Raw genomic sequence first — 12,585 nt, forward strand, 5'->3', positions numbered from 1 at the left:
GTGCCCCCGCCACTGCCGCCCCACCGCCCCCACCACCCCCTCCGCTACTCCGCCTGAAGCACCAGCAGCGCCAGATCGTCCTCGGGCGGCCTCTCGCCGAACTCGTGCACCAGCCGCCGGATCCGCTCCGCGATCAGGTCCGCGCTCAGCCCCGCGCACCCGGAGAGCGCGGCGGCGAGCCCGTCGCCGTCGTCGAACTGGCGGGAGCCGCAGCGCCGCTCGGTCACCCCGTCGGTCACGCACAGCAGGCTGTCGCCGGGCCGCAGCTCGAAGGTCTCGCTGGTGTACGTGGCGTCCTCGATGACGCCGAGCAGGGTCTGCGGCCGGGCCGGGGTGTGCACCTCGCCGCCCGCCCCGAGGAGCAGCGGCAGCGGGTGCCCGGCGGACGCCACGGTGCAGCGGACGCCGCCGTCGAAGGGGGTCAGCTCGCCGTAGAGGAGGGACAGGAAGCGGGTCTGCGGGCCGTCGCCGGGGCCGACCGGGCCGACCAGGGCGCGGGCGGCGGCGTCGGCGGCTTCCGTGGCGTCGTCGAGGAGCAGTTGGTTGAGGCGGTCGAGGACGTCGGCGGCGCGGTAGCCCTCGCGGGCGAGGAGACGCAGCCAGGGCCGGGCGATGCCGATCACGACGGCGGCCTCGGGGCCCTTGCCCTGGACGTCGCCGACGGCGAAGCACCAGCGGCCGTCGCCGGCCGGGAAGAGGTCGTAGAAGTCGCCGCTGGGGCCGCCCTTGTCGCACGGCTCGTAGACGAGGGCGCTGCGCACCCCGGGGATCTCGGCGACGGCGCCGGGCAGCAGGCCGCGCTGGAGGACGGCGCTGATGGTGGCCTGACGGGCGTACTGGCGGGCGGCGCCGATGGCGAGGGCGACCCGGCGGCCGAGGTCCTCGACGAGGCCGGTGACCTCGTCGGGGAAGCACAGCAGCCCGGCCCGCCCGATGACCAGCGTGCCCAGCGGTCTGCCGCCCGCGATCAGCCGGTACGCCAGCGCCGTGCCGAGCTCCTCTTCGGGCCACGGGTGGGCGACGGGGGTGGGCCGGGGCGGGCCGACGGGACGCGGCGGTTCCTTCTCCAGGGTGCGGCGCAGTTCCTCGATACGGGTCTCGCAGCTGTGCCAGACGCGGGCGAGGCGCGGCGCGGTCCCGCCGGCACCGTCGGAGGTCCAGCCACCGCGGCCGGTGACCTCGTCCTCCAGCCACACCGCGCACCAGTCGGCGAGGCGCGGCACGATCAGCTGGCCGACGAGGGCGGCGACCAGGTTCTCGTCGAGCTGGCCGGCGAGCAGGTCGGAGGCCTCGGCGAGGAAGGACAGGGCGCCGCGGTTGAGCCAGTCGCGGTCGCGGTCGGACCGTCGCGGCTCGGGGGCGAGTATCCCGGCGTCGCGCAGGCCCCGCTCCAGGGCGCGCTCTCCCGCGTACGCCTCCGTTTCGTCGCCGTCGGCTTCCGTGTCCTCGGCGGGCAGCCGCGCCCACACGGTCTTGGCGCCTCTGCGGTAGGTGACGCCCCAGGACTCGGCGAGCCGGGCGACCAGACGCAGGCCGCGCCCGTATTCCGGTGTCTCGTAGGCCGGTTCGGCCTCGCCGTCGCGCGGGGCCCGGGAGGGGTGGTGGTCGAGGACCTCGACGACCAGAGCGCCGGAATCCTCCAGATGGCAGGTGAGTTCGACGTCGGTGCCCGCGTGGACGACGGCGTTGGTGACGAGCTCGCTGACGACGACCAGCGCGTCCTCTTCGAGGCGGTCGGTGAGGTGTTCGGTGCCGGGGAGGTGTGACTCGGTCCACCGGGCGAGGGCGGCGCGCACCTGGGCGCGCGCGGCGCGGGGGTCCTGGGGGCTGCCGGGGAGGGCGGTATGCGCTTGCGCCCGCAAGGGTGCGTCGTGTCCGCGTGGCCCTGTGCGCGGGCGCGCAAGGCGGCCCCCGGGCTCCGCTTCCGCCCCCGTGCGCGGGCGTGCGCTGTCACGCGCAGGCGCCTCAGAGGCACGGGAAGCGGACTCCCGTCGCGTCGGAATGGCCCCCATGTCCAGCTCCCCGAGCAGTTCGGACGAATACACCTCAGTCGATGCGGACAGAGTGACAGACTGGCCACGCCCATAAGCACCGAGTTACCGAAGTGGGCCGCCATGAGTGAGAACAGTGCTACACGAGTGCTCGAAGACGGACAGAAACCGGAGCAAATCCGAGCATCGGAGCTGCGCCCTCTGCTCGCCGCGATGACGGCGGCCCGGGACGGTGACTTCCGGAAGATCCCCGGAGACGGGCCACGGCTTGGTGGGCGAGCTGACCGCCGTCTTCAACCAGATCCTGGACCGGAGCCTGCATTTCAACACCGAAGTGCAGCGGGTCAAGCGGGAGTTGGTGCGGCACGGCCGGCTCGACGAGCGGCTCTCGGCGAGCCCCGGGCAGGGCCACTGGACGTCCCGGGTCACCGATGTGAACCAGCTGCTCGACGCCCTGGTGGCCCCGGCGGCGAACGCGACGCGGGTGCTGGACGCGGTGGCCGGCGGCGATCTGACCCAGCGGGTCGATCTGCACGACGGCACCCGACAGTTACGCGGTGACCTGCGGCGCCTGGGCCGGACCGTGAACAAGATGGTCGACCAGCTCTCCCTGTTCACCGGCGAGGTCACCCGGGTCGCCCGCGAGGTCGGCACCGAGGGGCGGCTCGGCGGCCGGGCCAAGGTGCGGTTCTGTCGGGCAGTTGGCGGGATGTGACGGAGGCGGTCAACACCATGGCGTCCCGGCTGACCGCCCAGGTGCGGGACATCGCCGTGGTGACCACGTCGGTGGCCCGCGGCGACCTGACCCGCACGGTCACCGTCGAGGCGACCGGTGAGCTGCTCGAGCTGAAGCTGACGGTCAACACGATGGTGGACCAGCTCTCCGCCTTCGCGGACGAGGTCACGCGCGTGGCCCGCGAGGTCGGTACCGAGGGCCAGTTGGGTGGACGCGCCCAGGTGCGGGGCGTGTCCGGCGTCTGGAAGGACCTCACCGACAACGTCAACTACATGGCCGACAACCTGTCTTCACAGGTCAGGAACATCGCCCAGGTCACCACCGCCGTCGCCCACGGCGACCTCTCCAAGAAGATCGACGTGGACGCGCGCGGCGAGATCCTGGAGCTGAAGACCGCCATCAACACCATGGTCGACACGCTCTCCTCCTTCTCCTCCGAGGTGACCCGCGTCGCCCGCGAGGTCGGCTCCGAGGGCCAACTGGGCGGCCAGGCCCGGGTGGAGGGCGTGTACGGCACCTGGAAGCGGCTGACGACGAACGTGAACGCACTCGCGCTGAACCTGACCACCCAGGTCCGCGCGATCGCCGAGGTCGCCTCCGCGGTGGCCCAGGGCGACATGTCCCGCTCGATCACGGTCGAGGCGCGCGGCGAGGTCGCCGAGCTGAAGGACAACATCAACCTGCTGGTGGCCAACCTGCGCGAGACGACCCGCGCGAAGGACTGGCTGGAGTCCACCCTGGCCCGCCTCGCCGCGCTGATGCAGGGCCACCGCGACCTGATGGAGGTCGCCGACCTGATCCTGCGCGAGCTGACGCCGCTGGTGAACGCCCAGTACGGCGCGTTCTTCCTGGCCGACCCCGACGAGGACGGCGCCTCGCTCCGCACCACCGCTCCGGCGAAAGGGCTCGCGTTCATCGCCGGCTACCGGGATTCGTTCGCAGTGCATCGGGCTTCAGCCCGGTGGTGAAGCGAATCTTGTCGTGGCGACGCGGAGCGTCGCGGATTCCTGGTCGGCGGAGCCGGACGTCGCGTGTTCATCACCCGTGGCGCGGAGCGCCGCGATGGCCTTCCCGGCGGAGCGGGGTGATGCTCACACAGGCCGGTTCTGTTGCTCGATGTACTGCTTGACCACGGAGAGCGGGGCGCCGCCGACGGTTCCGGCGAAGTAGGACCCGGACCAGAGCTTGTTGGCCCGCCAGTAGTGCCGTACCAGGTCGGGGAACTCTCCCCCAGCCTTCGGCCGGGAGGTGCCCCCAGGCGCAGGCGACGGGAGGAGACACCCTTGAGGGAGTTGACCAGATTGGTGACGGCGACCTTGGGCGGGAAGTTCACCAGGAGGTGGACGTGGTTGTTCTCGCCGTTGAACTCCACCAGCTCGCACTCGAAGTCCCCGCACACCGACCGCATGATCTCCTCCATGCGCGTCAGATGAGCATCCGTGAACACCTTGTGCCGGAACCTGGTGACGAAGACCAAATGCACATGCATCACGAAAGCGGGTCTTCGAACTTGATGGGGGTGCGGCGATGACGGGCGGGCTCACCGGTCACGCTGTGTGAGGCAGTTGGGGTGAGGTTGCCCCGGACGCAAGAAGCCCGCGGGCCTTCGTGATCATGGCTGGAGTACAAGGCGGTCAGGTACGGGCGCACCCTGGTGAAGATCGGCAGGTTCGAGCCGACCTCCCAGACCTGTTCGGCCTGCGGCGTCAAGGACGGCCCCAAACCTCTCCACATCAGGGAGTGGACCTGCCCCGCGTGCGGCACGGTCCATGACCGGGACCACAATGCCGCGAAGAACGTGAAAACGGCCGCCGGACTGGCGGTCGCAGCCTGTGGAGCGCAGGTAGGACCAGGACTCGTCCTGGCACAGCGCGGCGAAGCAGGAAGCCACGGATTCTCCCCCCGACCCCGTGCCGCGTAGCGGCGCAGCAACGGACGAGAAGGCCAGAATCCTCGGGCTTCAGCCCGAGGAGCAAGTCAAGGGCCAAGGTCAACGTGTTCCTTGACCTGCACCGCAAGAGCCAGCAGTTGGAGCGCCTACTCGCCCAGGAACACGCAGACAACGAAGAGTTGAGCGCCCGCCTGGCGGCTTTGGAGGCCGACCTGGCGGAGGAGAACCCCCCGGGCCTGCCGACGCTGCGCACACAAGTGAGAGAGATACGCCAACTGATAAACAGGGGCCGAGGAATCCAACCCCAGAGGCGCGGGACTGCATCAACTTGCGGCTCCGCCGCGTGGGCGCGACAAGCCACAACGAACCCGCAGCCGCCAAGCAGTCCCCGCCACCCCTCCCCCTAGGCTTCGCGTGCCCCGGCGTACATCTCATCAATCAGATGCTTGTACTCCCGCTCAACAACAGGCCGCTTCAGCTTCAGACTCGGCGTGATCTCCCCATGCTCAACATCGAGGTCCCGAGGCAGCAACCGGAACTTCTTGATGGTCTGCCACCGCTGAAGCCCCTCATTGAGCTGCTTCACATACGCCTCGACCATCGCCACCGTCTCCGGCGCGGCGACAACCTCCGCGTACGGCTTCCCCCCGAGCCCGTTCTCCTCGGCCCAGCCGAGAATCGACACCTCGTCGAGCGCGATCAGCGCCGTGCAGAAGTTCCGGTCGGCCCCGTGCACCAGGATGTTGGACACGTACGGGCACACCGCCTTGAACTGCCCCTCGACCTCGGCAGGCGCGATGTACTTGCCGCCCGACGTCTTGATGAGGTCCTTCTTCCGGTCGGTGATCCGCAGATACCCGTCGGGCGACAGTTCCCCGATGTCCCCGGTGTGGAACCACCCGTCGGCCTCCAGCACCTCGGCCGTCTTCTCGGGCAGCCCGTGGTAGCCCTCCATGATCCCGGGCCCGCGCAGCAGGATCTCGCCGTCGTCGGCGATGCGCACCTCCGTACCGGGCAGCGGCTTGCCGACCGTGCCGGTGCGGTAGGCCTCACCCGGGTTCACGAACGACGCGGCCGAGGACTCCGTGAGCCCGTACCCCTCGAGGATGTGAATCCCGGCGCCGGAGAAGAAGTACCCGATCTCCGGAGACAGCGCGGCCGACCCGGACACGCACGCCCGCAGGTTGCCGCCGAACGCCTCCCGGATCTTGGCGTACACCAGCGCGTCCGCGACCTTGTGCTTGGCGCTCAGCGCGAAGGGCGCCGACGCCGTGCCGGTGCGCCGGAAGTTGTCCTGGGCGGCCTTGGCGTACTCGCGGGCGACCTCGGCGGCCCACTGGAAGATCTTGTACTTGGCGCCGCCGCCCGCCCGGGCCTTGGCGGCGACCCCGTTGTAGACCTTCTCGAAGATGCGCGGCACGGCGGCCATGTAGGTCGGCTGTACGACCGGCAGGTTCTCGATGATCTTGTCGACGCGGCCGTCGACGGCGGTGACGTGCCCGACCTCGATCTGCCCGGAGGTCAGCACCTTGCCGAAGACGTGCGCGAGCGGCAGCCACAGGTACTGCACGTCGTCGGCGCCGACCAGCCCGGTCGCGGCGATCGCCTTCGCCATGTACGACCAGTTGTCGTGCGGGAGGCGCACACCCTTGGGGCGGCCGGTGGTGCCGGAGGTGTAGATCAGCGTCGCGAGCTGGTCCTTGGTGATCGCGCCGACCCGCTCCCTGACCAGGTCGGGGTCCTTCTCCAGGCGGGCGGCGCCGCGGGCCTCCAGCTCGGTGAGGGTGAGCACCGAGTCGCTGCTCTCGACGCCGGCCGGGTCGATGACCACGACATGGGTGAGCGCGGGCAGCTCACCGAGCTTCTCCTGCGCCTTGGCGAGCTGGACCGCGTCCTCGGCGATCAGCACCCGGCTCTCGGAGTCGGCGAGGATGAACGCCGACTCGTCGGCGTTGGTCTGCGGATAGACGGTCGTGGTCGCGGCCCCGGCGCACATGATGCCGAGGTCGGCGAGGATCCACTCGAGCCGGGTCGAGGACGCGAGGGCCACCCGCTGCTCGGGCTGCACGCCCAGCTCGATGAGGCCGGCCGCGATGGCGTAGACCCGCTCGGCGGTCTGCGCCCAGTTCAGCGACTTCCAGTCGTCCGGACCCTGCCCGGAGGCGGGCGGAACGGGATAGCGGTACGCCTCGGCGTCCGGTGTGGCCGCCACGCGCTCCAGGAAGAGGGCCGCCACGGTCGGCGGGCGGTTCTCGATCAAAGTCTGTGTGTCGCTCACGACATCCTCCGGGGCCCGCGACAGTGCGGCTGGCTCAGGTTTGCGGCTGTTGTTTAACTCGCGAGTAACTATCGAGCAGAGATCAGAGTAGAGCGCGACCGGCCAGTGCGTAAGGGGCGGCGGACTGTCACTTCCTCCAGAGTGAGACCGTACGCACAAACAGGGGCCCGCCGCACTTTCGCACGGCGGGCCCCTGTTCTACCCGCTTTGGGAACGCACCCCCCCTGTTACCTGCGGTTACTTCTTGCCCTTGCCCGATCCCGCACTGTCATCGCTGCTCAGGACGGCGATGAAGGCCTCCTGCGGAACCTCCACGGAACCCACCATCTTCATCCGCTTCTTGCCTTCCTTCTGCTTCTCCAGCAGCTTGCGCTTACGGGAGATGTCGCCGCCGTAGCACTTGGCGAGGACGTCCTTGCGGATGGCGCGGATGGTCTCGCGGGCGATGACCCGGGAGCCGATGGCGGCCTGGATGGGCACCTCGAAGGCCTGCCGCGGGATGAGCTCGCGCAGCTTGGCGACGAGCCGCACACCGTAGGCGTACGCGGCGTCCTTGTGCGTGATCGCCGAGAAGGCGTCCACCTTGTCGCCGTGCAGCAGGATGTCGACCTTGACCAGGCTGGAGGTCTGCTCGCCGGTGGGCTCGTAGTCCAGCGAGGCGTAGCCGCGGGTCTTGGACTTCAGCTGGTCGAAGAAGTCGAAGACGATCTCCGCGAGCGGCAGGGTGTAACGGATCTCGACCCGGTCCTCGGAGAGGTAGTCCATGCCGAGCAGGACACCGCGCCGGGTCTGGCACAGCTCCATGATCGACCCGATGAACTCGGAGGGCGCGAGGATCGTGGCGCGTACGACCGGCTCGTACACCTCGCTGATCTTGCCCTCGGGGAACTCGCTCGGGTTGGTGACCGTGTGCTCGGTGCCGTCCTCCATCAGGACGCGGTAGACCACGTTCGGCGCGGTGGCGATGAGGTCGAGCCCGAACTCGCGCTCGAGCCGCTCGCGGATCACGTCGAGGTGCAGCAGTCCGAGGAAGCCGACGCGGAAACCGAAGCCGAGCGCGGCGGAGGTCTCCGGCTCGTAGACGAGCGCGGCGTCGTTGAGCTGGAGCTTGTCGAGGGCGTCGCGCAGCTCCGGGTAGTCGGATCCGTCCAGCGGATACAGACCCGAGAAGACCATCGGCTTGGGGTCCTTGTAACCGCCGAGCGCCTCGGTGGCCCCCTTGGCCTGGCTGGTGATGGTGTCACCGACCTTGGACTGGCGGACGTCCTTCACACCGGTGATGAGGTAGCCCACCTCACCGACGCCGAGCCCGTCGGCGGGCAGCATCTCCGGCGAGTTGGTGCCGATCTCCAGCAGCTCGTGCGTGGCGCCGGTGGACATCATCCGGATGCGCTCGCGCCGGCTGAGCTGGCCGTCGATGACACGGACGTACGTCACGACGCCGCGATACGAGTCGTAGACCGAGTCGAAGATCATCGCGCGGGCGGGGGCGTCGGCGACACCGACCGGCGCCGGAACCTCCCGGACGACCTTGTCGAGCAGCGCGTCGACACCGACACCGGTCTTGGCGGAGACCTTGAGAACGTCGTCGGGGTCGCAACCGATGAGGTTGGCGAGCTCCTCGGAGAACTTCTCCGGCTGGGCGGCCGGCAGGTCGATCTTGTTCAGTACGGGGATGATCTTGAGGTCGTTCTCCATCGCCAGGTAGAGGTTGGCGAGGGTCTGGGCCTCGATGCCCTGAGCGGCGTCGACGAGGAGCACGGTCCCCTCGCAGGCGGCGAGCGACCGCGAGACCTCGTAGGTGAAGTCGACGTGACCCGGGGTGTCGATCATGTTGAGGATGTGCGTGCTGCCGGGATCGTGGGTCGGAGCCCACGGCAGACGCACAGCCTGGGACTTGATCGTGATACCGCGCTCACGCTCGATGTCCATCCGGTCGAGGTACTGAGCACGCATCTGCCGCTGCTCGACCACACCGGTCAGTTGGAGCATCCGGTCGGCGAGTGTGGACTTGCCGTGGTCGATGTGCGCGATGATGCAGAAATTGCGGATCAGAGCCGGGTCGGTACGGCTCGGCTCGGGCACATGGTTAGGGGTCGCGGGCACGCAGGGTCCTGATTCTTGAGGTATCCGCAGGGTCAGCGGCTCGGGTCGGATCGATACGTAGGTTCCATGGTCCCACGGGCGGCGACCTGGAACCGGTCTGGGCCGTGACGGAGGGGCCCTGGAGACCGGTTTGGGGTGGCTGACCGGCCGCTGGTACCCTGGGTGGCTGTGTCTCATGCCCTCTCAGCGCGAGGCACACCTCAAGAAATCACCTGGTGCGGGACCTTCGCGGCCCCGTGCCTGAACCTGTAAAGGCTCAATTCGTGGCGAACATCAAGTCCCAGATCAAGCGGATCAAGACCAACGAGAAGGCCCGGCTGCGCAACAAGGCCGTCAAGTCCTCCCTGAAGACCGCGATCCGCAAGGCCCGTGAGGCCGCTGCCGCGGGTGACGTCGAGAAGGCCACCGAGTACCAGCGCGCTGCCGCGCGTCAGCTCGACAAGGCCGTCTCGAAGGGCGTCATCCACAAGAACCAGGCCGCCAACAAGAAGTCGGCGCTGGCGTCGAAGGTCGCGTCCCTCAAGGGCTGAACTCCTTCTTTGATCTGACCGCCGGACGGACCAGAGCGGGCCCTCTCTCATCCGCTCCCGCCCGGCACCCCCGGAGCCACGCGCGGCCTGCGTTCGCCACGCGGGCGTGGCCCCAGCAGCTTGATCCGAAGGCCCCGGCACCCCACCCTTCCCCAGGGCGGAAGCCGGGGCCTTCGGCATGACCAGGTGCCCGGAGTGTGCGATCCCTACGACCAGAATTCGTCGGCCGCTTCGATGTCGTCGACACACTCGTCGAGATCCGTGGCCTTGTCCCCGACGATCCGAAAGACGATGCATGCGTTCTGGTCGATGCGCTTGCCTTGGCGCTCGGCGCTGAAGTGGTGCAGAGCCACAGCGTGTCCTCGCCCGTCGACGAGAATGTTCCGCAGCTCGACGCGCAACGTCCCGCCCGTCTCCTCGAAGAGCCGGCCGTACATCTCGATGACCGCGTCCTGCCCCTTGTAGTCGCCCGAGAGCAGGCCACTGCCGGGCACGTGGTGTGTGACGTCCCCGGCCAACAAGGTCCGCAAGGTGTCCATGTCACCGCGGTTGAAGGCTTCGTATCCCTTGCGGACGAGCTCTGCGTGCGGGTGTTCAGCCATGACGATCGCCGCCTCTCCGTCATGTAGGCGATTACGGCTGATACACCTGATTCTCCTCTTCGCTGGAGGCACGGCTAGTGGATCAAGGGAGGGGGAGCACCAGGGCTTTCAAGCCCAGCCTCTTTCCCGACAGTGAACGGGTGGCGGGTGGGCACAGGCCGGGAGTCCAGGGGGCGGAGCCCCTGGGGGATGGGACGGGTAGGTGCGGCGGGGGGCGAACCCAGCCCGCCCCCTTACCCCCGCCCCCGCGACCGAGCCGCCCGAGCGATCGCCACCACAGCCTTCTCCAGGGCGTACTCGGGATCATCCCCCCCACCCTTCACCCCCGCATCCGCCTCAGCCACCGCCCGCAGCGCATCCGCAACCCCATCCGGCGTCCACCCCCGCATCTGCTGCCGCACCCGATCGATCTTCCACGGCGGCATCCCCAGCTCACGCGCCAGATCAGCCGGCCGCCCCCCACGAGCCGAAGACAGCTTCCCGATCGCCCGCACACCCTGCGCCAACGCACTGGTGATCATCACCGGCGCCACCCCGGTCGCCAGCGACCACCGCAACGCCTCCAACGCCTCCGCGGCCCGTCCCTCAACCGCCCGGTCGGCAACCGTGAAGCTCGAAGCCTCGGCGCGCCCGGTGTAGTACCGCCCGACGACGGCCTCGTCGATGGTCCCCTCGACATCGGCCACGAGCTGGGACACGGCGGACGCCAGTTCCCGCAGATCGCTCCCGATCGAGTCGACGAGCGCCTGACACGCCTCGGGCGTCGCGGACCGCCCCACGGCCCGGAACTCCCCCCGCACAAACGCCAGCCGATCCGCCGGCTTCGTCATCTTCGGGCACGCCACCTCCCGCGCTCCCGCCTTGCGCGCGGCATCGAGCAGCCCCTTGCCCTTGGCGCCGCCCGCGTGCAGCAGCACCAGGGTGATCTCCTCGGCCGGCGCCCCCAGATACGCCCTCACGTCCTTGATCGTGTCCGCCGAGAGATCCTGCGCATTGCGCACGACGACGACCTTCCGCTCCGCGAACAGCGACGGACTGGTCAGCTCGGCGAGCGTGCCGGGCTGCAACTGGTCCGGCGTCAGGTCCCGCACATCCGTGTCGGCGTCCGAGGCCCGCGCGGCGGCCACCACCTCCTGCACGGCACGGTCGAGCAGCAGCTCCTCCTGCCCCACGGCAAGCGTCAGCGGGGCAAGCAGGTCGTCATTCGCAGTCTTCCTGGCCATCGCGACAAGCATCCCACGGCCCACTGACAACGCCCGCCGTGCACCTCAACGCACCCCCTGCACGTGAGCTCACCGCCCTACGGCTCCTCCCGCCACCCGTCCCACTCCCCCACGAACTCGTCCAGCACCCCGGCATCGAGCCGGCCCTTCTCGTCCCGCAGCACCACCAGCCACTGCGCGTCCTCGGCATCATCCTCACCGGCCAGCGCATCCCGCACGAGCTGCGGCTCCTCGTCGATCGCGAACCGCTCCCGGAGCGCCTCGGCCACCTCCTCCGCTGCATCACGGTCGGGCAGCACCAGCACATGTCTCACATCACTCACGCCGCCATTTTCCGCTACCCCGGACCAGCCCCCGGCGGACCACCGTTCACGCTCATTCACTTTCATTCACCGCGGTCGGCACTCCGCACCACCGGCACCCGCTCCAGCTCGATCCCGAACCGCTCCCGATACACCCCGAGCACCTCCTCGTCCGTCCCCAGCTCCCACTCCTCCCGTGTCCCGTCAGCGGCCGTCACCTTGAGGTCACGCCCGCTCAACGTGACCCTCCCGCCTTCCTCCGTCACCCGCGAACACACCAACGACCGCGTGAAGTGCGAGGCCGGCGAGGTGCTGTGCCACCACGCCCCGGCCACGAAGTCGCCGAGCACCCGCGCCCGCCGCTCCAGTCGGTACTGCGGCTCACCGTCCCGGATCACATCCAGGTCCGCCGCCCCCACCGCGTCGTACCCGCCTCGCACCCCGGCAGCGTCCGGCCCCGCCTCGACAACCCGGAACACACCCCCGGGATCCACCTGCTCGCCCCGCGCCTCGAACGCCAGCGGGTAGTGACTGTGCGCCCCGAACCCGACGTCGGCCAGCCACTCGCCCCCGTCCACCGTCCGCACCCGCAGCGCGAGATGGTCGTACGGGATCCCGAGCAGCCCCCCGTCGCCGTACACCCGCGCCGCCAGCAGTGTGACGTCGAAGCCCAGCGCGGTGAGCAACGCCGCGAACGCGCCGTTCAGTTCGTAGCAGAACCCGCCCCGCCGTGCTCCCACCACCTTGTCCAGCAGCCGCTTCTCCTCCAGCACGATCTCCTCGCCCAGGTGGATCGACAGGTTCTCGAAGGGCACGGTCTGCAGATGGTGCAGCTGCAGTTCGCGCAGGACGTCGACGGTCGGCCACGCCGGGTGCTCGACCCCCAGGCGGCGCAGATAGGCATCAACCTCAGCGGAATCCATGCC

General features: G+C 69.5%; 8 protein-coding genes and 3 pseudogenes. 3 read left to right on the forward strand and 8 right to left on the reverse strand.

The window, feature by feature from the left end; all coding sequences use genetic code 11:
- Positions 1-44 precede the first annotated feature (44 nt).
- The gene (locus AQJ91_RS04890; RefSeq protein WP_199847847.1) at positions 45-2,012 is read right to left on the reverse strand and encodes an ATP-binding SpoIIE family protein phosphatase; all 1,968 of its coding nucleotides are present in this window, start codon (positions 2,010-2,012) and stop codon (positions 45-47) included.
- A gap of 102 nt (positions 2,013-2,114) precedes the next feature.
- On the opposite strand from AQJ91_RS04890, the pseudogene AQJ91_RS04900 reads away from it, so the two are divergent.
- A pseudogene (locus AQJ91_RS04900) lies at positions 2,115-3,425 on the forward strand (HAMP domain-containing protein); the annotation flags it as partial.
- A gap of 393 nt (positions 3,426-3,818) precedes the next feature.
- Here AQJ91_RS04900 and tnpA read toward each other — a convergent pair.
- Positions 3,819-4,216 (reverse strand): annotated as a pseudogene (tnpA, locus tag AQJ91_RS48775) (IS200/IS605 family transposase).
- A gap of 129 nt (positions 4,217-4,345) precedes the next feature.
- On the opposite strand from tnpA, the pseudogene AQJ91_RS48780 reads away from it, so the two are divergent.
- A pseudogene (locus tag AQJ91_RS48780) lies at positions 4,346-4,648 on the forward strand (zinc ribbon domain-containing protein); the annotation flags it as partial.
- 373 nt (positions 4,649-5,021) lie between these two features.
- Here the strand turns inward: AQJ91_RS48780 and AQJ91_RS04905 are convergent.
- Positions 5,022-6,896 carry an AMP-dependent synthetase/ligase gene (locus AQJ91_RS04905; RefSeq protein WP_067016719.1) on the reverse strand — a complete coding sequence of 625 codons (1,875 nt, stop codon included), beginning with the start codon at positions 6,894-6,896 and terminating at the stop codon, positions 5,022-5,024.
- Positions 6,897-7,133: 237 nt separating this feature from the next.
- Positions 7,134-9,002: a translation elongation factor 4 gene (lepA, locus tag AQJ91_RS04910; protein ID WP_067016721.1), complete on the reverse strand. Its 1,869-nt coding sequence runs from the start codon at positions 9,000-9,002 to the stop codon at positions 7,134-7,136.
- Between the two features lie 263 nt (positions 9,003-9,265).
- On the opposite strand from lepA, the gene rpsT reads away from it, so the two are divergent.
- Complete coding sequence (gene rpsT / locus AQJ91_RS04915; protein ID WP_015660447.1) at positions 9,266-9,532, forward strand: 30S ribosomal protein S20; 267 nt, start codon at positions 9,266-9,268, stop codon at positions 9,530-9,532.
- Positions 9,533-9,738: 206 nt separating this feature from the next.
- Here the strand turns inward: rpsT and AQJ91_RS04920 are convergent, their stop codons facing one another.
- The 4 genes from AQJ91_RS04920 to AQJ91_RS04935 form a co-directional block, all read right to left on the reverse strand.
- A complete protein-coding gene (locus tag AQJ91_RS04920; protein WP_067016723.1) occupies positions 9,739-10,134 on the reverse strand; it encodes a nuclear transport factor 2 family protein in 396 nt (131 codons plus the stop codon).
- Positions 10,135-10,367: 233 nt separating this feature from the next.
- The gene (gene holA / locus AQJ91_RS04925; protein ID WP_199847848.1) at positions 10,368-11,357 is read right to left on the reverse strand and encodes a DNA polymerase III subunit delta; all 990 of its coding nucleotides are present in this window, start codon (positions 11,355-11,357) and stop codon (positions 10,368-10,370) included.
- 77 nt (positions 11,358-11,434) lie between these two features.
- Entirely contained in the window at positions 11,435-11,680 is a 246-nt protein-coding gene (locus AQJ91_RS04930; protein ID WP_067016727.1) for a hypothetical protein, read from the reverse strand.
- A 62-nt stretch (positions 11,681-11,742) separates the two neighbouring features.
- Complete coding sequence (locus tag AQJ91_RS04935) at positions 11,743-12,582, reverse strand: arylamine N-acetyltransferase family protein (RefSeq protein ID WP_067016730.1); 840 nt, start codon at positions 12,580-12,582, stop codon at positions 11,743-11,745.
- Between the last annotated feature and the right edge of the window lie 3 nt (positions 12,583-12,585).

This window comes from Streptomyces dysideae (assembly GCF_001514305.1).
GTDB lineage: Bacteria > Actinomycetota > Actinomycetes > Streptomycetales > Streptomycetaceae > Streptomyces > Streptomyces dysideae.